The sequence below is a fragment of the Amycolatopsis sp. NPDC026612 genome, from assembly GCF_040638285.1.
In the GTDB taxonomy this organism is placed as follows: domain Bacteria; phylum Actinomycetota; class Actinomycetes; order Mycobacteriales; family Pseudonocardiaceae; genus Amycolatopsis.
In genome coordinates this window covers 248989-270510 of the sequence record NZ_JBEZYB010000002.1, presented here as the reverse complement: position 1 = coordinate 270510, position 21522 = coordinate 248989, and the positions used below count along the sequence as shown (strand labels likewise).

Sequence of the window (21522 nt, the reverse complement as noted above, 5' to 3'; positions counted from 1 at the left end):
GTCAGGACAGCCTTTTGCCCAGCCACGCGGCCAGCTCTTCGACAACGGGGGCGGCATCCATGGTGCGCAGATTCCGGTGCACCGCGCGGACGAGTTCGGGCGCGGTGAGCAAGGCCTGTTTGGCTGGGCCGCTGGTAAGTGACAAGCCCAGACCGATCCAGGCCGAAGCGTGATCCGGATCAGCTTCGAGTTCAGCGGCGTACGCGGTCCGGGCTTCGTCCATCCGATCTTGGACCCAAAGGTGATCGGCCTTCAGCACCTCTGGGACCAGGGACCACAACTGTGTCAGACGGGTCTCCCCGTCTTCGCCCAGCCGGATCCGGACCAGGTCGGAACGGGAGTTCGGCCAGCTGCCGTCCGAAGTGGTGTCGAGCCTGCTTCCCGGGGCCGCAAGCGGGCAGGGGAGGCCGTTCTGCCAGGCCCGAGCGAGGTCCGCGACCGCCTCGGGCTCGGGGCGGAGATGGCGGAGCCGCCAGCCGGCGTGGTGATCCACAGCCAGGGTTTCCGACCACCGCGCCGCTTCGCCCGGCGTCGGTTCGTCCTGCCACGGACCTAGGACAGTGGCCAGCTGGCCGAGAAAACGCCGTCCTGCCCCGGTCAGAGCCGGGTCTTCGCGAATCGCTTCGAGCGCGCACCAGCTCTGGGAGCGCCAGTGAGCGAACTCGAACGCGGCCAGCCGATCTTCCGGACACGCTCGGGAAAGCGCCCGCCAGAAGGCCGAGACGCCGAAGAAAGCGTAAATTCCGTGCACCAGTCCGCCGAGTGGCCGGGGGTCTTCCCGCCACGGCGCGTAGAGCCGCTCGGTGCGGTCGTCGTCGTGCAGTCGGACGAGCTGGAGCAAGGCACCGAGCCGGGCGTGCTGGAACTCGTGTACGAGTGCCGCGGCGAGTGTCGCGGGCTCGTCCGGGGCCGCGATGACCGCGCTGCCGAAGGCTTCGCCAGTCGATGCGCTGGGGAGCCGGAACGGAACGGCCGGTTCCGGCACGATCGATGTCAGGCCCCCGGGCAGGACCTCGGCGTACTCGGGCAGGTGTTCAACCACCAGGCGCCAAGCCTTGTTCAGCAGGTGGCGCCAGTTCTTCGAGTCGGTCTCCGCGAGCCGGGTCGGCGGGATCGGGTGGTACAGACCGCGATGCGGGTCCAGGTCGTCGAGTCGCAGTTCGAGGACGCGGCCGCCAGTTTCGAACCGGAAGGACCGGAGCGGGCTCCAGGCCGGATGTCCCGGGGCGACACGCGAATTTTCACCGCGAATCGTGAAGGCTCCCGCTTCTCCCTGCACTTCTGTGGTCGTGAAGCCGCGGCCTTCGGCCAGCCGGGCCGCTCCGAGCGTCGGCAGCACGACGGTGCCGTTCCAGACCGGCACCTGGATGGTGAAATCCAGGCCTGCGCGGATCGCCGCTGTAGCAGCGAGCGCGTGCAAGTAACCGTAGTGCACCCAAAACGGGCATTCTCCGGTCAAGTCCTGCTCGATCAACCGGGTGGTGTACCCGGCCCAGCTTCCGGTGTACGGGTGGGCCAGGACTCGCTCGAGCGCGTGGGGATCGGCTTGCTGGGCGCGAACCAACAGATCCCAGGCCGTTTCGGAACCGGTAAGCGGTCCGGTCAGCCGCGCGTCGGCTTCCGCTCGCTCCACCAAGCCGTACAGCAGGAGCAGGCGGCGGCTTCGATCAGCGGCGCGCAGGAACCCCACGGCGTCGATCCCGCCTCTGCCTGCGGCCAGCTCGTCGAAGGTGTTCCAGCCGATCGAATGCACATCCGGGTCGACCGGGATGTGGTCCATCGTGCGCACGGAGAACCTTTCGGAGCGGTGATCAGTCGACGCGCTTGGCGCCGCCATCGCTGCCGCTTGCGGTCACCGGGATGTGGGCGGTTCGGTCCACAGCGTGGCGAATCGACCGGCGAAGTACAACGGGGTTGAGTTTGCGTAGTTCGGCCAGGGAGATCGCGCTCAGGTCGAGGAGTTCGGATTTGATCCCGGGTTGCCCATAGCCTTCCGGCGATCGCATGCCGATATTTCCTCTTTCATACTTCGAATCAACTTGGGCGGAGACATAAGTTACCACGCCATGGCGCTGCTCCATTTGGGTGACCGGCCTCTTGGGTATATGTGCTGGTAGCAGGCTTTCTTGACCCACACTGATGTGGATCACTTGTTCGAACTTTTGATGGAGGGCGGAGATTGTCGTATTCCGAGGCGGGAAGGTTATCGCTTTCCTGTGTCCATGCACCCTGGTTGCCTGAAGCTAGTCAGTGACGCTGAGGGCCGTGTGCAGCAGTGTTGTTAGCTCTGCTGCGAAGTGTGGTCGGCTTGCCACGCGGCGCGTCCGGGCCAGGTCGTTGGCGATGGTCAGCGCCGCGTGCACCGTGATCTTCGCTTCGCGCGCCGGCAGCTCCGGGCGCACCGTCGACAGCAGGGTCACCCACTGGGCCACGTAGTCGCGCTGCACCCGCAGCAGGTCCACCTTGTCGCGGTCCGGCATCGTCACGCGATCCGCCGAGAACGACACCAGCAGTTCCGGGGTGTGCAGGATCGTGTGCACGTACGACGCCGCCAGGCGACGCAGGGCCGAGCGCTCGTCCGATGTCTGCAGCGCGAGCTCGGCCGCCAACGCCAGTCGATCCGCCGCTCGGTGGCCGATCGCCACCATCAAGGCCGCCTTGCTCGGGAAGTGGCGGTAGACGCTCGGGCCTGCGATGCCCGCCGCCGCTCCGATGTCCTCCATGCTCACGTCGTGGAAACCGCGCTGGGCGAACAGGGCCGTTGCCGCCGCCAGGACCTGCTCGCGGCGGGAGGGGGTGCCGAGGCTCACGGCCGCAGGCGGGGGTGGCGAAGACGGCGACGGCAGTGTGGCGTTCAGCACATCCAGGGCCAGTTCGACCAGTAACTGAGCGAAGCGTCGGCGAGCCACCGACGTGTGGTGCACCGACACGCTGCCGAACACCGACAGCGCTGCCCAGCACAGGAGCTCGGCATCCTCCGAAGACAGTTCGGGACGGCGGACCTGTAGGGCCTTCGCCCACGCCGCCAGCGCCGACGCCGACCGGCGGGCGATCTCGCGCTGGTCCTCCTTCGGCAGGTGACGGCCCTCCCAGCGCCACAACGCCGCGATCTCGCGGCGCTCGACCGCCTGTGTCGCGAGCCGGCCCAAAAGGGACTTCAGCTGGTCAGGCGGGGAAACCGAGTCCGACAGCGCCTCCGCCGTCGCCGCCTCGATGTCCTCGAAGCCGCTCAGGACCACGTACGCCAGGATCGCCTGCTTGTCCGCGAAGTGCCGGTACAACGCCGGCCCGGTGACGCCCGCCGCGTCCGCGATGTCCTTGATCGCCACTCCGGGGAAGCCGCGGGCGCGGAACAGCTCCGCCGCCACCGCGGCCAGCTGGGCCTTGCGGTCGCGGGGGCGCGTGGGGCGTACGACGTCGGTCATGGTGAGTCGACGATAGCGGGTCACGGCACACCTGCAACCCATTGACACCATGGGGTTATCCGGCGATATGTTAATGGTCATTAGCCCTACTGGCCGGTATAGTCGGCCACGGCACGACGTCGTCCCATCCGCTCGCGAGGAGTTGTTCAGTGAGTAGCGAGGCCTACATCTACGAGGCGATCCGCACGCCTCGCGGCAAGAACAAGGGCGGTGCCCTGCACGGCACCAAGCCGGTCGACCTGGTGGTCGGCCTGATCAACGAACTCAAGGTCCGCCACCCGAACCTCGACCCCGCCGTGATCGACGACATCGTGCTCGGCGTCGTCTCCCCGGTCGGCGAGCAGGGCGCGGTCATCGCGCGCACCGCCGCGCTGAACGCCGGCCTGCCGGACACCGTCGCGGGCGTGCAGCTCAACCGCTTCTGCGCCTCCGGCCTGGAAGCCACCAACACCGCCGCGCAGAAGGTCCGCTCCGGCTGGGACAACCTGATCATCGCCGGCGGCGTCGAGTCGATGTCGCGGGTGCCGATGGGCTCCGACGGCGGCGCGCTGTTCATGGACCCGGCCACCGCGTACGACAACTACATCGTCCCGCAGGGCACCGGCGCCGACCTGATCGCGACCATCGAGGGCTTCTCGCGGGAGGACGTCGACCGCTGGGCCGTCCGTTCGCAGGACCGCGCCGAAGCGGCCTGGTCCGGTGGCTACTTCGCCAAGTCGGTCGTCCCGGTCAAGGACATCAACGGCGTCACCGTCCTCGACCACGACGAGCACCGCCGTCCCGGCTCCACCGTCGAGGGTCTCGGCAAGCTCAAGCCCGCCTTCGCCGGCATCGGCGAGCTGGGCGGCTTCGACGCCGTCGCGCTGCAGAAGTACCACTCGGTCGAGCGCATCAACCACGTCCACACCGGCGGCAACTCCTCCGGCATCGTCGACGGCGCCGCGCTGGTGCTGGTCGGTTCCGAGCAGATCGGCAAGACCTTCGGGCTGACCCCGCGCGCCCGGATCGTGGCGACCGCGTCGATCGGCTCCGAGCCTACGATCATGCTCACCGGCCCCACGCCGGCCACCGAAAAGGTGCTGAAGACCGCGGGCCTCAAGCCCGAGGACATCGACCTGTGGGAGCTCAACGAGGCGTTCGCCTCCGTCGTGCTCAAGTGGATCAAGGACCTGCACCTCGACGAGGAGAAGGTCAACGTCAACGGCGGCGCGATCGCGATGGGCCACCCGCTCGGCGCCACCGGCGCGATGCTGGTCGGCACCGTGGTCGACGAGCTCGAACGCCGCCAGGCGCGCCGCGCCCTGGTGACCCTGTGCATCGGCGGCGGCATGGGCGTCGCCACCATCATCGAGCGGGTGTGAGGACCACAATGGCCGAGAGCAAGACCATCCGCTGGGAGCAGGACTCCGACGGAATCGTCACGCTGACCCTGGACGACCCGAACCAGTCGGCGAACACGATGAACGCCGCCTTCCGTGAGTCGCTGGGCGTCACGGTCGACCGCCTGGAAGCCGAGAAGGACTCCATCACCGGCGTCGTCATCACGTCCGCGAAGAAGACCTTCTTCGCGGGTGGCGACCTCAACGACCTCATCCAGGCGAAGCCCGAGCACGCGGCCGAGCTGACCGAGGGCAGCTCCCTGATGAAGGGGCAGATGCGCCGCATCGAGCAGCTCGGCAAGCCGGTCGTCGCGGCCATCAACGGCGCCGCGCTCGGCGGTGGCCTCGAGATCGCGCTGGCGACGCACCACCGCATCGCCGCCGACGTCAAGGGCAGCCAGATCGGCCTGCCCGAGGTGACGCTGGGCCTGCTGCCCGGCGGCGGTGGCGTGGTCCGCACCGTGCGCCTGCTGGGCATCCAGAGCGCGCTGCTGAACGTGCTGCTGCAAGGCCAGCGGCACCGCCCGGCCAAGGCGCTCGAACTCGGCCTGGTGCACGAGCTCGTCGGCACCGTCGAGGAGCTCGTCCCCGCCGCGAAGGCGTGGATCAAGGCCAACCCCGAGGGTGGCGTCCAGCCGTTCGACGTCAAGGGCTACAAGATCCCCGGCGGTACCCCGTCGAACCCGAGCTTCGCGGCCAACCTGCCGGCGTTCCCGGCGAACCTGCGCAAGCAGATCAAGGGCGCGAACATGCCGGCGCCGCGGGCGATCCTGGCCGCCGCGATCGAGGGCGCCCAGGTCGACGTCGACACCGCGCTCCAGATCGAGACGCGCTACTTCATCAGCCTCGCCACCGGCCAGGTGTCGAAGAACATGACGAAGGCGTTCTTCTTCGACCTGCAGACCATCAACTCCGGCGGCTCGCGGCCGGACGGCTTCGAGAAGTACACGGCCAAGAAGGTCGGCGTGCTCGGTGCCGGGATGATGGGTGCCGCGATCGCGTACGTGTCGGCGAAGGCAGGCATCGACGTCGTGCTCAAGGACGTCTCGCTCGAGGCGGCCGAGAAGGGCAAGGGCTACGCGGCCAAGATCGAGGAGAAGGCTCTCTCGCGCGGCAAGACCACGCAGGAGAAGTCGGACGCGCTGCTGGCGAAGATCAAGCCGACCGCCGACCCGGCCGACTTCGCGGGCGTCGACTTCGTCATCGAGGCCGTCTTCGAGAGCGTCGAGCTGAAGCACAAGGTGTTCGGCGAGATCGAAGGCATCGTCAACGCCGACGCGGTGCTGGGCTCCAACACCTCGACCCTGCCGATCACCACCCTCGCCGAGGGCGTGCAGCGGACCGAGGACTTCATCGGGATCCACTTCTTCTCCCCGGTGGACAAGATGCCGCTGGTCGAGATCATCTGCGGCGAGAAGACGTCGCCGGCGACGCTGGCCAAGGTCTTCGACTACACGCTGCAGATCAAGAAGACCCCGATCGTCGTCAACGACAGCCGCGGTTTCTTCACCTCGCGGGTGATCGGCACGTTCATCAACGAGGCTGTCGCCGCGCTGGGCGAGGGTGTCGAGCCGGCGTCGATCGAGCAGGCCGGAGCGCAGGCCGGTTACCCGGCGCCGCCGCTGCAGCTGATGGACGAGCTGACGCTGACCCTGCCGCGCAAGATCCGCAAGGAGACCCGCGAAGCCGTCGAGGCCGCGGGTGGCACGTGGAAGTCGCACGCGTCCGAGGCCGTGATCGACCGGATGGTCGAGGAGTTCGACCGCAAGGGCCGCTCGACCGGCGCCGGTTTCTACGAGTACGGCTCGGATGGCAAGCGCACCGGCCTGTGGCCGGGCCTGCGCGACGCGTTCAAGTCCGGCACGGCCGAGGTGCCGTTCGAGGACCTCAAGGAGCGGATGCTGTTCGCCGAGGCGCTCGAGACGGTCAAGTGCTTCGACGAAGGCGTGCTGACGTCGGTGGCCGACGCCAACATCGGCTCGATCTTCGGCATCGGCTTCCCGGCGTGGACCGGTGGTGTCATCCAGTACATCAACCAGTACGGGGGTGGCCTGCAGGGCTTCGTCGACCGGGCCCGCGAGCTGGCCGCCCGCTACGGCGACCACTTCGAGCCGCCGGCTTCGCTGGTCGAGAAGGCCGCCAAGGGCGAGATCTACGAATAAGCAGTGACGTCGAGGGCCACCTTGAGGAAGTTCGACTTCCCCAAGGTGGCCTTCACGGTTTTACGAGGCGGGTTCCAGTGCCAGGTGCGGGACACGACGGTCCAGCCACCGCGGCAGCCACCAAGCCCGGGCCCCGAGCAGGCGCATGATCGCCGGGACGACCAGGCAGCGGATCACCAGCGCGTCGAGCAGGACCGCGACCGCCAGGCCGAGGCCGAACTGGGCCAGCATCCGGGACGGGTCGAGCAGGAACGCGCCGAACACCAGCACCATGATCGCGCCGGCCGCGGTGATCACGCTGCCCGTTGCGGCGAGGCCTTCGCGGACCGCCAGCTGCGCGTTGCCGGTGCGCCGCCACTCCTCGTGCATCCGGGACACCAGGAACACCTCGTAGTCCATCGACAGCCCGAAGACGATCGCGAAGATCATCACCGGCACGAACGCCTCGATCGGGCCGGGCTGCGCGCCGAACCAGCCGTCGCCGAACACCAGCGTCATGACGCCGAGCGAGGCGCCGATGCTCAGCAGGTTCAGCAGCGCCGCCTTGAGCGGGATCAGCACCGACCGGAACACCACCATCAGCAGCAACGCCGACAGCCCGACGACGACCAGCACGAACAGCGGCAGCCGGTCCGCGACGGCGCCGGCGAAGTCCGTGGCGGCCGCGACCGAGCCGCCGACGAGGTAGTGGCCCGGCAGCGTCGGCAGGACGTCGGCCCGCAGCCGGGTCACCAGCTCGGCGGTCGCCGTGTCCTGGGGTGACGTCGTCGGAAAGACCAGGACGGTCCGGTCCATCGGCGGCAGCGCGCGGGCGATCCCCGGCGTCGACGCGAGCCGCTGCTGCAGGGCGGCGGGGTCACCGTCCTCGGCCACCACGGCGAGCGGGCCGGTGAAGCCCGGGCCGAACCCCTCGGCCAGCAGGTCGTAGGCCTGCCGCGTGGTGGAACCGGCCGGGTCGGTGCTCGCGTCGGCGAACCCGAGGCGCATCCCCGCGGCCGGAATGGACAGTCCGATGAGGACGGTCAAGCCGATCGCGAGCGGGGCCGGCGGACGTCGCTGGACGCCGTCGGCGAGCCGTCGCCACACCTTGCCGTGCTCCTTCCGAAGAGCATGCCGGCGGATCCCGCGTTCGAGCCGCTTGCCGAACAGCGACAGCAGCGCGGGCAGGAGCGTGACGGACGCGAGCATCGTCATCAGGACGGTGAGCGCGACAGCCAGCGCCACTCCGCGCAGCCCGCCGAGCCCGAGCGCCAGGAGGCCGAGCAGCGCGATGATCACGGTCGTCCCGGCGAACAGCACCGAGCGGCCGGCCGTGTCGAGCGCCCGCCGCGCGGCCGCGTCGCGCTCGTGACCGGCGAGGATTTCGGTGCGGTAGCGGGAAAAGATCAGCAACGCGTAGTCGACACCGACGCCGAACCCGACCAGCATCATCAGCGGCGAGGTGTAGCTCGCGATGTCGACGAAGTGCGAGACGACCGTGATCACGCCCAGCGTGCTGCCGACGGCGAACACCGCGGTGAGCACCGGCAGCCCGGCCGCGAGCAGCGAGCGGAACAGGAACACGAGGATGACCAGCGCGGCGAGCAGCCCGACGCCTTCCGCGGGACCGCCGCCCCCGGAGATCCGCTCGATCGGGTCCCCGGCGAGGCCGACCTCGACGGGCCCGGCCCGCTTCGCGGTGTCGGCGAACTTCACGATGTCGTCGTAGGGGAGATCGGCCGAAGCCGCGTCGAAGGTGACGGTGGCGTAGCCGATCCGTCTGTCGGGCGAGAGCGTCTCGGTCACCGACCGCACGTGCGGCAGCGACCGGACTTCGCCCAGCATGGTGTCGATCGGCGCGCGGTGGGCGGCGAGCCCGTTGTCGGCCTTCAGCACGATCTGCGCGCTCGCGCCCGATTGGGCGGTGTGGTCGAGCAGGTCCACGACCTGCTGGGATTCGGTGCCCGGCAACGAGTTGTCGTCGTGGAACGCACTGCCGGCGAGCCGGGAGGTGAACGTGACGCCGATGAGGACCAGTGCCCAGAGCGCGACGGCGAGCCACCGGTGGCGCTGCGCCCAGCCGGCCAGCCGCGCCAGGCTTCCCCCGGTGGTGCGAGTGATGGTGTCCATGGTGGACAAGGATTCGCGAGCGGGGCCCTACCGCGCGTCGCGCAGCGGAGGACACTTGACGTCCTCCCGGTGGTGTCCCTTAAGGCCGTTCCCGTACACCGGGGGGAGTACAGGTCAGGGAGCCAGCCACCGCGGTGTCACCGCGCCGGACTCGTAGGCGAGGACGACCAGCTGCGCGCGGTCGTGCGTGCCGGTCTTGGTCATGATGCGGCTGACGTGCGTCTTCGCCGTGGCCGGGCTGAGGGTGAGCTCGCGCGCGATCTCGTCGTTCGACAGTCCCGCCGCGACCAGGGTCAGCACCTCGCGTTCGCGGCCGGTCAGCCGGTCGAGCGCCGGGGACGGCACCGGGCGGGTGACGCGCGCGGCGAATTCGGCGATCAGCCGCCGGGTGATCGACGGCGCCAGCAGCGCGTCGCCGCGGGCGACCACGCGGACGGCGTGGATCAGCTCCTCGGGTTCGGTGTCCTTGACCAGGAATCCGCTCGCGCCCGCCCGCAGCGCGCCGTAGACGTCTTCGTCGAGGTCGAACGTCGTGAGGATGACGACCTTGGTGTGCACGCCCGGGTCTTCGAGGAGGTGGCGGGTGGCGGCGAGGCCGTCGAGCACCGGCATCCGGATGTCCATCAGCACGACGTCCGGGTGGTGCTCGTGCGCGGCTTGCAGCGCCTCGCGCCCGTCCGCGGCCTCGGCCACCACGGCGATGTCGTCCTCGCCGTCCAAAATGGACCGGAAGCCGGCGCGGACGAGCCGCTGGTCGTCGACGAGCAGGACCCGGATCATCGGCCCATCATCGCACCGGCAGCCGGGCCCGCACCCGGAAGCCGCCGTTCTCGCCCGGCGACGCGGTCACTTCGCCGCCGAGCGCCCGCGCGCGTTCGGTCATGCCCCGGATCCCGTTGCCCGCGGGGGCCGCGCCGCCGCGGCCGTCGTCGTCGACAGCCACGGTCAGCTCCTCGGCGCCGTAGCCGAGCCGGACGACGACGGTCTTCGCGCCGGCGTGCCTGGCGACGTTCGTCAGCGCCTCCTGCACCACCCGGAACGCCGCGTGCTCGACGTCCGGCGGCAGGTCCCTGGCGACGCCGTCGACCTCGGTGCGCACGGTCAGCCCGGACGCGCCGACCGACTCGGCCAGCTCCGCGATCCCCCGGAGACCCGGCCCGCCGGCTCGGCGGAGCATGCCGAGCGTCGCGCGCAACTCCTGGAGTGCGGTCTTGCTCGCGTCCTTGATCGCCGCGAGCGCTTCCTCGGCCTGTCCCGGGTCACGGCGGTGCAGTGCGGCACCGGCCTGGACGTTGATCAGCGCGAGGTGGTGGCCGAGGACGTCGTGCAGCTCGCGGGCGATGCGCAGCCGCTCATCGGTGGCCCGCGCCCGGGCCTCGGCCTCCTTGGTGCGCTCGGCCTCCGCGCGGTAGTGCGCGACGGCGCCGCCGGCGACCAGCGCGACGAACCAGCCGGTCATCAGGAAGAACGCGAAGTTGTCGACGTGCCGCCCGGTCCGCGAGCTGATCTCGCCTGCCGTGACGCCGGCCATCGCCGCGACGACGAGCAGCGCGGCCCCGCGGATCCGCCCGGCCGCGGCGGCGTTGTAGAGCGCGTAGGCGAAGGCGAGCAGGACGAGCCCGTCGGGATCGGTGAGGGGGTAGTAGAGCGCGCAGCAGCCGAGCGCGAACCCGGCGACGCCCAGCGGGTACCGGCGCCGGAAGAAGAGCGCGGCGCAGCAGAGGACGGTGAGCACCCAGCCGAGCGCGGCGTGGTGGGCGGGTTTGGCGCCGTCGTTGAGCACGGCGAAGAGCGAGCCGGCGAGCACCGCGACGACGACCGCGAGCTCGGCCGCGTACCGCCGTAGCCAGGACATACGCCGAGTCTAAGCGGGAGGGGCTTGTAACAAAGGCTTTCGGCGCACCGACTACGCGGCACTGGTTCGTGGCGTGAAGGAGTCTCGGTGAACAAGAAACTGGCGTGGGTCTTCGCGGCGGGTCTGCTGGTCGCGGGCTGTGGCGCCGGCGCGGTACCGCCGCAGCACCCCGGGAACCTCGGTGTGCTGGACGCTCCGGCGTCGACCACTTCGACGTCCGCGTATTCCGTTCCGGTCACGACCGAAGTGCCGGCCACGACGTCCGAAGCGCCCGCCGTCACCAGCGTGCCGGCGACGACTCCGCAGGCCGTCGCGCCGAAGGTGACGCCGCCGCCGAAGGTGACGGCCCCGAAGACGACGGCGCCGAAGCCGGTGGCGCCGAGGACCACCGCGCAGGCCGCGCCCGCGCCCACCGAATGCGGCGCCGACTACTACCGCAACTCCGACGGCAACTGCGTCCACCGGCCCAGCGACAACCCCTCCGGCGCGACCGCCATCTGCAAGGACGGCAGCTACAGCTACAGCCAGCACCGCTCCGGCACCTGCTCCGGCCACGGCGGGGTCCGCACCTGGCTGTGACGAAACCGCCACTCGCGCGGAAATCCGGCACCCCCTAGGTACAGTGCATGAAGTTGCATGATGCGTACTAAGTACACACTGGGGGTGTGGTGGTGTCCCGTTCCGCGCCGTCCGGTCGCTCGATCGTCGTGGTGCTGGCCTCGTGCGGGCTCGTCGCGTCGTTCATGCAGACGCTGGTCGTGCCGCTGATCCCGGTGTTCCCGCGGCTGCTGCACGCTTCGGCGGCCGACGCGTCCTGGGTGGTCACCGTGACGCTGCTGGCCGCGTCCGTCATCACCCCGGTCAGCGGACGGCTCGGTGACCTCTACGGCAAGCGGCGGATGATCCTCGTCAGCCTCGCGCTGCTCATCGCCGGTTCGGTGGTGTCCGCGACGACGAGCGCGCTCGCGTTCCAGATCGTCGGCCGCGGGCTGCAGGGCTGCGCGATGGGCGTGATCCCGCTCGGCATCAGCATCATGCGCGACGAACTGCCGCCCGAACGCGTCGGCGGTGCCATCTCGCTGATGAGCGCGACGCTCGGGGTCGGCGGGGCCATCGGCCTGCCGGTCGCGGCCGTGGTCGCCGAGAACGCCGACTGGCACGCGCTCTTCTGGACCGCCGCCGGGCTCGGGCTGGCGTGCGCGCTGCTGATCATGACCGTGGTGCCCGAGTCGTCGGTGCGCACCCCCGCGCCGTTCGACTACTTCGGCGCGTTCGGCCTGGCCGCCGGGCTGCTCTGCCTGCTGCTGCCGGTGGTCAAGGGCGGCACGTGGGGCTGGGCCAGCGCGCCGACGCTCGGGCTGGCCGCGGCCGCCGTCGTCATCCTGCTCGTGTGGGGCGCCTACCAGCTGCGCCGCCGCGATCCGCTGGTCGACCTGCGGGTGTCCGCCCGCCGCCCGGTGCTGTTCACGAACTTCGCGTCGATCATGGTCGGCTTCGCGTTGTACGCCATGGCGTTGTCGTTCCCGCAGCTGCTGCAGGCCCCGGCGTCGACCGGCTACGGGCTGGGCCAGACGATGGTCGAGTCCGGCCTCACGCTGGCCCCGAACGGCCTGGTGATGATGCTGCTTTCGCCGGTTTCGGCGCGGCTCATCGCCCGGTTCGGCCCCCGCCCGACGCTGATGAGCGGCGCGCTGGTGATCGCCGCCGGGTACGCGTTCGCGATCGTGCTGATGGACAACGCACTCGAGCTGATCACGGCGTCGGTGATCATCGGCGCCGGCGTCGGCATCGCGTACGCGGCGATGCCCGCGCTGATCATGGGCTCGGTGCCGGTCACCGAAACGGCGTCGGCGAACGGCCTGAACTCGCTGATGCGCTCGGTCGGCACGGCGATCTCCAGCGCCGTGATGGCGGCGATGCTGGCCCAGCTGACGATCAGCGTCGGCGGGCTGCCGGTGCCGTCGCTGGCCGGCTTCCGCGCGACGTTCGCGGTGGCGGCGGGCGCCGCACTCGCGGGTGCGCTGCTGGCGGCGCTGGTCCCGAAGCGGCGGACCGCGCCGGAGCTGGTCGCCGTCTAGTTCTTGCGCGCCACCAGCGCCAGGCCGCCGCACTCCGCGGGGTTGGCGGGCATCTCCTCGGGGTCGTCAGGCCGCCACTCCGGGATGAAGACGATGCCGGGGTCGACGATCTCGAAGCCGTCCACCAGCGCCCGGAGCTCGTCGGCCGAGCGCGGCGTCACCGGGTTCGCGCTCTTCTGGTACATCGCGACGGCGCGGGCCGTTCCGTCGCTCTGCTGCTCGTAGGTGGCGGACGACAGGGCGAGGTAGCTGCCGGGCGAGAGCGCGTCGCGGTAGGCGGCGATCAGCCGGGCCGGGTCGCGGGAGTCCGGGATGAAGTGCACGAACAGCGCCATCACCACCATCACCGGCTGGTCCAGGTCGAGCATCATCTCGGTGACGTCGTGTTCGAGGACGTCGTCGGGGAACTCGGCGTCGGCGTGCACCATCACCGCGTTCTCGTTGTCCTCCAGCACGATCTCGCTGTGCGCCACGGCGACCGGCTCGTTGTCGACGTAGACGACCCGCGCGGCCGGGTCGACCGCCTGGGCCACCTCGTGCACGTGCCCGACGGTCGGCATGCCGGAGCCGATGTCGAGGAACTGCCGGATGCCCTGGTCCATCCCGAAGCGGATGGCCCGGCGCAGCCACTGCCGGTTGAGCCGCGCCCGCTCACGCGCGTTCGGCTGCGCGGCCAGCACCTGCTCGGCGAACATCCGGTCGACGGCGTAGTTGAGCTGCCCGCCGAGGATGTAGTCGTACACGCGCGCGGCGTTGGGCTTGTCGAGGTCGATGCCCCGCCGCGCGTACTCGTCTTCGCTCATCCGCCGCTCCCGGAGTCAGGTGTGCCGCGAGAATAGCCGGAGCCGCCGGGTGCCCCGCCGCTCCGGGGCCTAGTTCTTGCGGGCGACCAGTGCCAGCTGACTCGCCTGCTCCGGGTGCTCGCCGACGTCGGCGGGGTCGTCCGGGCGCCACAGCGGGGTGAACACGATCCCCGGCGGCACGATCTCGAGGCCGTCCACCAAGGCGCGCAGTTCTTCGCGCGACCGCGGGACGACGTGGGTACCGCTCTTCTGGTAGAGCTCGGCCGCCCGGCGCACCTCTTCGCCCTGTCCCTCGAACGTGCCCGACGACAGCGCCAGGTAGCTGCCCGGGACGAGCGCGTCGAGGTAGCCGGCGACCAGCCCGGCGGGGTTGCGCTCGTCCGGGACGAAGTGCACGAACGCCGCCATCACCACCATCACCGGCTTGCCGAAGTCCAGCAGCCGCTCGGTCGTGGGGTGCTCGAGGACGGTGTCCGGGAACTCGGCGTCCGCCTGCACCATCTCCGCGTTGTCGTTGTCCTTCAACACGATTTCGCTGTGCGCGACGGCGACGGGCTCGTTGTCGACGTAGACCACCCGGCACTCCGGGGCGATCGACTGGACGATCTCGTGCACGTGCCCGACGGTCGGCATGCCGGAGCCGATGTCCAGGAACTGGCGGATCCCCTGCTCGGCGCCGAAGCGCACGGCGCGGCGCAGCCACCGCCGGTTGAGCACGGCCAGCTCCTTCGACTCCGGCCGCACCTCGAGGATCCGCTCGGCGAACTCCCGGTCGATGGCGTAGTTGAGCTTGCCGCCGATCAGGTAGTCGTACACACGCGCCGCGTTGGGTTTGTCGAAGTCGATTCCGCGCTGCGCGTGGTCTCCGGTCATCCGGTGAGAATAGTCCGGTTTCACAGCAGCGGCGGCACCACGGCGTCGATGAGGTGCGGGCCGGGTTCGGCGAAGGCCCGCTGCAGCTGCTCGGCGAGTTCCTCGGCGGTGGTCGCGCGCGTCGCGGGCACGCCGAGGCCCTCCGCGATCTTCACGAAGTCCATGTCGGGCCGCGAAAGGTCGAGCAGGTCGTTGGCCTTCGGGCCGCCCGACGCCGCGCCGACGCGCTGCAGCTCCAGCCGCAGGATCGCGTACGCGCGGTTGTTGAGCAGCACCGTCGTGACGTTCAGGTTCTCCCGAGCCTGCGTCCACAGCGCCGAGATCGTGTACAGCGCGCTGCCGTCGGACTGCAGGTTCAGCACCGGCCGGTCCGGCGCCGCGACGGCCGCCCCGGTCGCCACCGGCATGCCGTACCCGATCGCGCCACCGGTCAGCGTCAGGACGTCGTGGCGCGGCGCGCCGGCGGTCGCGGCCGGCAGCATCAGGCCGGACGTGTTGGCCTCGTCGGCGATGATCGCGTTTTCCGGCAACAGCGCCCCGATGACGTCGACCCAGTTCTGCGGGGTCAGCGGCCCGCTCGGCAGCGCGGGCCGGGACGCCTCCGCCAGCACGGGCTCGACGTCCGCGGCGACCAGGCCGGCGACCTCGTTCAGCGCGCGCGTGACGTCCTGCCCGACCGCCGCAAGCGTGTGCACCTGGGCGCCTTCGGGCACGAGGTCGCTCGCCTTGCCCGGGTAGGCGAAGAACGACACCGGCGCCTTCGTGCCCGCGACGACGACGTGCTTGATCCCGTCGAGCTGGTAGGCGACCTGCTCGGCGAGGTAGCCGAGCCGCTCGATCGACGGCAGCCCGGCACCGCGCTCCAGCCGCGCCGGGAACGTCTCGACGAACACCTTCGCGCCGGTCGCGGCGGCGATCCGGCCGGCGGCGCGCAGACCTTCTTCGCGGCACGCGCTCCCGCCGACGAGCAACGCCACCGGTTCCCCGGTGCCGAACACCGCGGCGACGTCCTTGACGGTCGTGGCGTCCACGGCCTGCGGCACTCGCGGCGGGATCGGCGCACAGGGTTCGCCGCCCTCGCCCCACGAAGCGTCGGCCGGCAGGATCAGCGTGGCGACGCGGCCGGGCGCGTCCTGCGCGGCGGCGACCGCGGCGGCGGCGTCCGCCCCGACGTCCTTGGTGTGCTCCGAGCGGCGCACCCAGCCTTCCAGCGAGCCCGCGACGGCCTCGATGTCCGACTCCAGCGGCGCGTCGTACTGCTTGTGGTAGGTCGCGTGGTCGCCGACGACGTTCACGATCGGCGTGTGCGCGCGGCGCGCGTTGTGCAGGTTCGCCAGGCCGTTGCCCAGGCCCGGGCCGAGGTGCAGCAGCGTCGCGGCGGGCTTGTCCGCGATCCGCGCGTACCCGTCGGCCGCCCCGGTGACGACACCTTCGAACAACGCGAGCACGCCCCGCATCTCCGGAACGGTGTCGAGCGCGGCGACGAAGTGCATCTCCGACGTCCCGGGGTTGGCGAAGCACACGTCGACGCCGGCGTCGACCAGCGTGCGGATCAGGGACTGGGCGCCGTTCAACTCACTCATGCTGTTCCTTCGGGAAAGAGAACGCCGGGGTTGAGGATCCCGGCGGGGTCGAAGCTCTGCTTGATCCGGCGCATCAGCTCGATCTTCGCCGGGTCTTCGAGGTCCTGGTGGTAGCCGGCCTTGGTGCGGCCGAGGCCGTGTTCGCCGGAGATCGCGCCGCCGAGTTCCATGGCGTACGCGAAGATGTCGGTGAGCAGCTGCTTCCGCTTGGCCACGTCCTTGCAGAAGATGCCGAAGTGCACGTTGCCGTCGCCGGCGTGGCCGCAGCCGATCGCGCCGCCGCCCGCGGCCATGGCCAGCTCCCGCGCCTTCGCGATGAACTGCGGCATCGCGGTGCGCGGCACGACGACGTCGATCACGTCGTCGGCACCGGCCGCCTTCGCGGTCCAGAAAGCCTTTTCGCGCGCTTCGATGAGCTTGCGCGCGGCATTGCCTTCGAGGACGTACACGTCGGTCGCGCCGAGCTCGCCGAGCAGCGTCCCGACCGTCTCGATGTCCTCTTCGAGGCGACCTGCCTCGCGGTTCTCCAGCGCCACCACGAGGTACGCCTCGCTGGTCTCGCGGACCTTGTCCGGCACGCCCAGCTCGAGCTTCTCGTTGTAGACGATCGCCGCCATCGTCAGGTTGTCGATGTACTCGAGGATGTGCGGCGCGAGCCCGCTGGAGAGGATCTCCGGCACGGCGGCCATCACCTGGCCGAAGTCGCCGAAGGGAGCGAGGACCGTGGCGCCGTGGGCCAGCCGCGGGTACAGCTTGACGGTGATTTCGGTGGCCAGCGCGAGGGTGCCCTCGGACCCGATGATCAGCTGCGTGAGGTCGTAGCCGGTGGAGATCTTCGAGGTCTTGCCGCCGGTGCGGATGATCTCGCCGGTCGGCAGCACGGCCTGCAGGCCGAGCACGTTGTTGCGGGTGACGCCGTACTTGACCGCGCGCATCCCGCCGGCGTTGGTCCCGACGTTCCCGCCGACGCTCGCGCTGAGCTCACCGGGGTAGACGGTGTAGCCGAGCCCGGCTTCGGCGGTCTTGGCGTCGAGTTCGGCGAGGGTCACGCCGGGCTGGACGACGGCGACGTGGTTCCCGGTGTCGACCTCCAGGACTGCGTTCATCCGCTCGAAGGAGATCAGCAGGCCGTCTTCCGCCGGCCGGGCGGCTCCGGAAAGCCCGCTGCCGGACCCGCGCGCGGTCACGGGGATGTTGTGCTCCGAAGCGGCTTTCAGCAGCTCCGCGACTTCTTCGGCCGTGGACGGCTTCGCGACATAGGCCGGCTTCTGCGGCTCCGCCGTCAGTGCTTCGTCGTGCGCGTAGTCCTCCGAGATCGCCTCGCCGGTGAGCAGGTTCTTGTCCCCGACGATCTCGGCCAGCTGTGCTGCCACGTCACCCATCGGCAGTCTCTCCTCCGCGCCGTCGCTGTGGTTACCGCAGCGTAGTACGTACCGGCGGTACGCCGCCATGAAGGATTTTCATGTTTTGCGGCGGAGGAGATCCGGGGCTCAGTTTGCCGAGGTCAGAGCGTCCTGAAGGAGGGTCAGCGCCTGCCTGGCGACGACGTTGAACAGGCCCATGGTCGTGTCCGGGCGGGCGAACACCACCAGCAGGATGGACCCCTGCACGGGAAAGACGCAGACGTGGCCGAGGGAACCCTGGAACATCGCTCCCCGGGCCTCGCCGAGGCCGGCTTGCCCGACGAACCTCGTGGCGAGCCCGACGGACGCGGCGGCCATGGCCGCGACGCTGTCGTCTTCGATCTCCTGCGTGTCGCTGGCCAGCAGCAGGCCGTCCCGGCTGGCCACCAGGAGCCCGGTGATGTTGACCCGGTCGACCTCGTCGCGGATCTCCTGCAGCGCCTTGGCCGCGGCCAAGGCGTCGGGATGGGCCGGGCGGGCTTCCCGGGTCCCTTGCTGGGGCGGGAAACCCTGGGTTCCACCCTGCTTGCGCGTGGGCAGCGGTACCGGGCTCCGGGGTGCTTCGGCCGGCATCCGGGTCACACGACCAGCTCGGCTTCGATGTTCCTGAGGTAGTGCCGGGCCAGCGCTAGGTTGGCGCGTTCCCGGTCCAGCACGAGGTACAGGAACAGGGCGGAGTCGGACTTGGTCGGCCGCAGCAGGCGGATGAGGTGGTACTGGCGGCCCAGGGTGATGAGGATGTCCTCGATCTCGTCGTTGAGCCGGAGCGCGGAGATCACCCGGAGCTTGGAGCGGACGACCTCGGTGTTGCCCGCGGCCGCGGTGTCCAGGTCCAGCCAGTCGCCACCGCCCAGCGTCCCGAGGGCCATCCCGCTCTCGTAGTCGACCAGGGCGGCGCCCACCGCGCCGGAGATGGAAAGGGCTTCCTTCAACGCCGTTTCGATGTTCATTCGGCTCGCCTTCTCGTCGTCCCCATGAGCGGACCCAGTGGTCAGGTTCGATCACCCTAAGGTTGGCCGATGCGTCCGGATATCCCCGAACGGCGTAATCGAGCTGGTCTGTTCGCGCTATCACCCGGCCCGGCGCCACGGAGAGTAGGCGTTCCGGATTTAGCTCAGGCTAAATCCCTGGTGGGTGACGGCGACGGCGGCGAAGCTTCCCCCATGACCTCGACGTACACCTTCGAAGACGGCCTTTCCGTGCACCGCCTGGGTTTCGGCGCCATGCGGCTCACGGAGTGGGACCACGTCAAGGACGGCGCCAAGGCGGTCGCGCGCCGTGCGGCCGAGCTCGGCGTGACGTTCTTCGACACCGCCGACGCCTACGACCTGGGCCTCAACGAAGAACTGCTCGCCGACGCACTCCACCCGTACCCGGGGCTGCTCATCGCGACGAAGTGCGGGCACGCCCGCCCGAGCCGGGGCGAGTGGGTGCCGCTCGGCCGGCCCGAATACCTCCGGCAGCAGGCGGAACTCTCGTTGCGGCGCCTGCGCGTCGAGCGCCTCGACCTGCTGCAGCTGCACCGGCTCGACCCGCAGGTGCCGCTCGCCGACCAGATCGGCGCGCTCGCCCGGCTGCGGCACGAGGGCAAGGTCGCCCGGATCGGGTTGTCCGAGGTCAGCGTGGCGCAGCTGACCGAGGCGCGGGCCATCGCGCCGATCGCGAGCGTCCAGAACCGCTACAACCTGACCGATCGCGCGTCCGAAGACGTCCTCGGCTACTGCGAGCGCGAGGGCATCGCGTTCGTCCCGTGGCTGCCCATCGCGCGGGGTGAGCATGCGACGGCGGGCGGCGTGCTCGGCAAGATCGCGGCCGGCACGGGCGCGACACCCGCTCAGGTGTCCCTCGCCTGGCTGCTGCGCCGCTCGCCGGTCGTGATCCCGATTCCGGGGACGTCGTCGATCGCGCACCTGGAGGAAAACTGCGCTGCCGCCGATGTCACACTCTCCGACGGCGATTTCGAGCGGCTGAACGCGCTGGGCTGAACCGCGGTCCGGTCGCGGGGAATCCGCGGCCGGACCGGCGCTTCAGGCGCGTGCGAACGAGAGCGTCTCGCCCTCGACCCCCCGCAGCCACAGGTCCTGTGCGGCCGCCGCCATCTCGGCCAGGCCTTCCTCGATGGTGGCGAACACGTTGCCGGGCACCCAGCCCGCGTCGCCGTTGATCAGCAGGTTGTTGCGCCCGTAGAAGATGGCCAGGTCGGTGGCGCCCTGGTCGCTGTGCGCTTCGCTGTCTTCGTCGTAGCCGTACGCCGGATTGCCGATTTCCCAGGCCTCGAAGCCGAAGTAGAGGACGTCGCCGGGGATCGGCGTGATCGTCGGGTTCTCCCGCCCCGGCTTCGGCTCCGCGAACGGCGGCACGAGCGTGTAGACCTCGTTGCGCGCGTACTTCGCGTGGTAGGCGGAACCGCTCTGCGGCAACGCGTCCCAGACCGCTTTGCACGTCCGGGGCGCCTCGCTGTCCAGCAGCCGGGCCCGGCAGGAGACGCCCCGCTTGTCGAGGGTGATCGTGATGTACCGGGCCATGCTCAGCTCCCCGTGACCGACGTGACGACGTCTCCCCAGAGGCGCAGCGCGTCGTCGACCTGCTCGGCGGTGACGACCAGCGGCGGCACCATCCGGACGACGTTCATGTACGGCCCGCAGGTGAGCAGCAGCAGCCCGCTCTTCGCCGCCGCCTGCTGGGCGGCCTGCGCGGTGGCTGTGTCGGGTTCGCCGTCGGCGGTGGTGAACTCCGAGCCGACGAGCAGCCCGAGCCCGCGCACCTCGCCGATCGACGGCGTCTTGTCCGCGATCACCCGCGCGCCTTCGAGCAGCTGGCGGCCGCGCTCGGCGGCGTTCTCCACCAGGTTCTCCCGCTGGATGACTTCCAGGGTCGCGATCGCGGCCGCGCACGAAACGGCGTTGCCGCCGTACGTGCCGCCCTGCGAACCGGGGAACGCCTTCGCCATCAGCTCTTCCGAAGCGGCGATACCGGACAGCGGGAAGCCGCTCGCCAGGCCCTTCGCGATGAGGACGACGTCCGGCGAGACGGCGAAGTGGTCGTGGCCCCAGAACTTGCCGGTGCGGCCGAAGCCGGTCTGGATTTCGTCGACGACGAGCAGGATGCCGTGCCGGTCGGCGCGCTCGCGCAGCCCGGCCAGGAACTCGGTGTTCGCCGGGACGTACCCGCCCTCGCCGAGCACGGGTTCGACGAACATCGCGGCGGTCTCGTTCGGCGCGCAGACCGTCTGGAACAGGTAGTCCAGCTCGCGCAGCGCGAACCTCGTGGCCGTCTGCTCGTCCCAGCCGTAGTGGTAGGCGTAGGGAAACGGCGCGACGTGCACGCCCGCCATCAGCGGGCCGATACCGGCGCTGAACCGCGTCCCGGACGTCGTCATGCTCGCGGCGGCGACCGTCCGGCCGTGGAAGCCGCCCTGGAAGACGATGACGTTCGGGCGCTTCGTCGCCTGCCGCGAAAGGCGCAACGCCGCTTCGACGGCTTCGCTGCCCGAGTTCGCGTAGAACAGCGAGTCGAGCCCGTTCGGCAGGACCTCGCCGAGGCGCTCGGTCAGCTCGAGGAGCGGCTTGTGCATGACCGTCGTGTACTGCCCGTGGACGAGCTTGCCGATCTGCTCCTGCGCGGCCCGCACGACGTGGGGGTGGCAGTGCCCGGTGCTCGTGACGCCGATGCCGGCGGTGAAGTCGAGGTGGCGTTTGCCGTCGACGTCGTAGAGGTAAACCCCTTCACCGTGGTCGACCACGACGGGCGTTGCCTGCTTGAGCAGCGGAGAGAGCTGGGCCACAGCGTGCTCCTCGGTCGGTCTGAACAGGTTGTCGATTGTTGACAATATCCATAGCATGGCTCTGGGGA

Annotated in this window: 19 protein-coding genes; 5 read left to right on the top strand and 14 right to left on the bottom strand. The window is 70.2% G+C overall.

Annotation, left to right across the window (positions count from 1 at the left end):
* Position 1: 1 nt before the first annotated feature.
* The 3 genes from AB0F15_RS03655 to AB0F15_RS03645 form a co-directional block, all read right to left on the bottom strand.
* On the bottom strand, positions 2–1780 hold the full coding sequence (locus AB0F15_RS03655; protein ID WP_360264770.1) for an HEXXH motif domain-containing protein: 1779 nt from the start codon (positions 1778–1780) through the stop codon (positions 2–4).
* A gap of 31 nt (positions 1781–1811) precedes the next feature.
* Positions 1812–2150 carry a hypothetical protein gene (locus tag AB0F15_RS03650; protein ID WP_360264572.1) on the bottom strand — a complete coding sequence of 113 codons (339 nt, stop codon included), beginning with the start codon at positions 2148–2150 and terminating at the stop codon, positions 1812–1814.
* A 93-nt stretch (positions 2151–2243) separates the two neighbouring features.
* Positions 2244–3425, bottom strand: coding sequence for a TetR/AcrR family transcriptional regulator (locus AB0F15_RS03645; protein ID WP_360264569.1), 1182 nt, complete (start codon positions 3423–3425; stop codon positions 2244–2246).
* 149 nt (positions 3426–3574) lie between these two features.
* On the opposite strand from AB0F15_RS03645, the gene AB0F15_RS03640 reads away from it, so the two are divergent.
* Positions 3575–4786: an acetyl-CoA C-acetyltransferase gene (locus AB0F15_RS03640; RefSeq protein ID WP_360264566.1), complete on the top strand. Its 1212-nt coding sequence runs from the start codon at positions 3575–3577 to the stop codon at positions 4784–4786.
* An 8-nt stretch (positions 4787–4794) separates the two neighbouring features.
* Complete coding sequence (locus AB0F15_RS03635; protein ID WP_360264563.1) at positions 4795–6966, top strand: 3-hydroxyacyl-CoA dehydrogenase NAD-binding domain-containing protein; 2172 nt, start codon at positions 4795–4797, stop codon at positions 6964–6966.
* Between the two features lie 60 nt (positions 6967–7026).
* Here AB0F15_RS03635 and AB0F15_RS03630 read toward each other — a convergent pair whose 3' ends face one another.
* The 3 genes from AB0F15_RS03630 to AB0F15_RS03620 all read right to left on the bottom strand — a co-directional run bounded on the left by AB0F15_RS03630 (position 7027) and on the right by AB0F15_RS03620 (position 10930).
* Positions 7027–9075 carry an MMPL family transporter gene (locus AB0F15_RS03630; protein ID WP_360264560.1) on the bottom strand — a complete coding sequence of 683 codons (2049 nt, stop codon included), beginning with the start codon at positions 9073–9075 and terminating at the stop codon, positions 7027–7029.
* Between the two features lie 114 nt (positions 9076–9189).
* Positions 9190–9855, bottom strand: coding sequence for a response regulator transcription factor (locus tag AB0F15_RS03625; protein WP_360264557.1), 666 nt, complete (start codon positions 9853–9855; stop codon positions 9190–9192).
* Positions 9856–9862: 7 nt separating this feature from the next.
* Positions 9863–10930: a sensor histidine kinase gene (locus AB0F15_RS03620; RefSeq protein ID WP_360264555.1), complete on the bottom strand. Its 1068-nt coding sequence runs from the start codon at positions 10928–10930 to the stop codon at positions 9863–9865.
* Between the two features lie 87 nt (positions 10931–11017).
* Between AB0F15_RS03620 and AB0F15_RS03615 the strand changes: the two genes are divergently transcribed.
* On the top strand, positions 11018–11509 hold the full coding sequence (locus AB0F15_RS03615; RefSeq protein WP_360264552.1) for a DUF3761 domain-containing protein: 492 nt from the start codon (positions 11018–11020) through the stop codon (positions 11507–11509).
* A gap of 86 nt (positions 11510–11595) precedes the next feature.
* Positions 11596–13008: an MFS transporter gene (locus tag AB0F15_RS03610; RefSeq protein ID WP_360264549.1), complete on the top strand. Its 1413-nt coding sequence runs from the start codon at positions 11596–11598 to the stop codon at positions 13006–13008.
* On the opposite strand, the gene AB0F15_RS03605 is transcribed toward AB0F15_RS03610, so the two are convergent.
* From AB0F15_RS03605 to AB0F15_RS03580, 6 genes are all read right to left on the bottom strand, one after another.
* Positions 13005–13811, bottom strand: a complete 807-nt coding sequence (locus AB0F15_RS03605; RefSeq protein WP_360264546.1) for an SAM-dependent methyltransferase — start codon at positions 13809–13811, stop codon at positions 13005–13007. The genes AB0F15_RS03610 and AB0F15_RS03605 overlap by 4 nt on opposite strands.
* 69 nt (positions 13812–13880) lie before the next feature.
* Positions 13881–14684 (bottom strand): SAM-dependent methyltransferase, encoded by an 804-nt coding sequence (locus AB0F15_RS03600; protein ID WP_360264543.1) that lies wholly within the window; start codon positions 14682–14684, stop codon positions 13881–13883.
* 20 nt (positions 14685–14704) lie between these two features.
* The gene (locus AB0F15_RS03595) at positions 14705–16267 is read right to left on the bottom strand and encodes an acetolactate synthase large subunit (protein WP_360264540.1); all 1563 of its coding nucleotides are present in this window, start codon (positions 16265–16267) and stop codon (positions 14705–14707) included.
* Complete coding sequence (locus AB0F15_RS03590) at positions 16264–17649, bottom strand: FAD-binding oxidoreductase (RefSeq protein ID WP_360264537.1); 1386 nt, start codon at positions 17647–17649, stop codon at positions 16264–16266. Before AB0F15_RS03590 ends, AB0F15_RS03595 begins: the two co-directional genes overlap by 4 nt.
* 108 nt (positions 17650–17757) lie before the next feature.
* The gene (locus tag AB0F15_RS03585; protein ID WP_360264768.1) at positions 17758–18243 is read right to left on the bottom strand and encodes a roadblock/LC7 domain-containing protein; all 486 of its coding nucleotides are present in this window, start codon (positions 18241–18243) and stop codon (positions 17758–17760) included.
* A 5-nt stretch (positions 18244–18248) separates the two neighbouring features.
* Positions 18249–18620 carry a hypothetical protein gene (locus AB0F15_RS03580; RefSeq protein WP_360264535.1) on the bottom strand — a complete coding sequence of 124 codons (372 nt, stop codon included), beginning with the start codon at positions 18618–18620 and terminating at the stop codon, positions 18249–18251.
* Positions 18621–18833: 213 nt separating this feature from the next.
* On the opposite strand from AB0F15_RS03580, the gene AB0F15_RS03575 reads away from it, so the two are divergent.
* Positions 18834–19655, top strand: a complete 822-nt coding sequence (locus AB0F15_RS03575; RefSeq protein ID WP_360264532.1) for an aldo/keto reductase — start codon at positions 18834–18836, stop codon at positions 19653–19655.
* A 42-nt stretch (positions 19656–19697) separates the two neighbouring features.
* On the opposite strand, the gene AB0F15_RS03570 is transcribed toward AB0F15_RS03575, so the two are convergent.
* Together AB0F15_RS03570 and AB0F15_RS03565 are read right to left on the bottom strand one after the other, a co-directional pair.
* Positions 19698–20195, bottom strand: a complete 498-nt coding sequence (locus AB0F15_RS03570; protein ID WP_360264529.1) for a DUF3830 family protein — start codon at positions 20193–20195, stop codon at positions 19698–19700.
* 2 nt (positions 20196–20197) lie between these two features.
* Positions 20198–21454, bottom strand: a complete 1257-nt coding sequence (locus AB0F15_RS03565) for an aminotransferase class III-fold pyridoxal phosphate-dependent enzyme (protein ID WP_360264526.1) — start codon at positions 21452–21454, stop codon at positions 20198–20200.
* Positions 21455–21522 lie beyond the last annotated feature (68 nt).

Bases quoted from the DNA above. Each gene is read 5' to 3' on its own strand.
- AB0F15_RS03585 (WP_360264768.1), bottom strand. From the start codon at position 18,243: ATGCCGGCCGAAGCACCCCGGAGCCCGGTACCGCTGCCCACGCGCAAG.
- AB0F15_RS03605 (WP_360264546.1), bottom strand. From the start codon at position 13,811: ATGAGCGAAGACGAGTACGCGCGGCGGGGCATCGACCTCGACAAGCCC.
- AB0F15_RS03590 (WP_360264537.1), bottom strand. From the start codon at position 17,649: ATGGGTGACGTGGCAGCACAGCTGGCCGAGATCGTCGGGGACAAGAAC.
- AB0F15_RS03630 (WP_360264560.1), bottom strand. From the start codon at position 9,075: ATGGACACCATCACTCGCACCACCGGGGGAAGCCTGGCGCGGCTGGCC.
- AB0F15_RS03580 (WP_360264535.1), bottom strand. From the start codon at position 18,620: ATGAACATCGAAACGGCGTTGAAGGAAGCCCTTTCCATCTCCGGCGCG.
- AB0F15_RS03655 (WP_360264770.1), bottom strand. From the start codon at position 1,780: ATGGACCACATCCCGGTCGACCCGGATGTGCATTCGATCGGCTGGAAC.
- AB0F15_RS03635 (WP_360264563.1), top strand. From the start codon at position 4,795: ATGGCCGAGAGCAAGACCATCCGCTGGGAGCAGGACTCCGACGGAATC.
- AB0F15_RS03570 (WP_360264529.1), bottom strand. From the start codon at position 20,195: ATGGCCCGGTACATCACGATCACCCTCGACAAGCGGGGCGTCTCCTGC.
- AB0F15_RS03600 (WP_360264543.1), bottom strand. From the start codon at position 14,684: ATGACCGGAGACCACGCGCAGCGCGGAATCGACTTCGACAAACCCAAC.
- AB0F15_RS03625 (WP_360264557.1), bottom strand. From the start codon at position 9,855: ATGATCCGGGTCCTGCTCGTCGACGACCAGCGGCTCGTCCGCGCCGGC.
- AB0F15_RS03645 (WP_360264569.1), bottom strand. From the start codon at position 3,425: ATGACCGACGTCGTACGCCCCACGCGCCCCCGCGACCGCAAGGCCCAG.
- AB0F15_RS03575 (WP_360264532.1), top strand. From the start codon at position 18,834: ATGACCTCGACGTACACCTTCGAAGACGGCCTTTCCGTGCACCGCCTG.
- AB0F15_RS03595 (WP_360264540.1), bottom strand. From the start codon at position 16,267: ATGAGTGAGTTGAACGGCGCCCAGTCCCTGATCCGCACGCTGGTCGAC.
- AB0F15_RS03620 (WP_360264555.1), bottom strand. From the start codon at position 10,930: ATGTCCTGGCTACGGCGGTACGCGGCCGAGCTCGCGGTCGTCGTCGCG.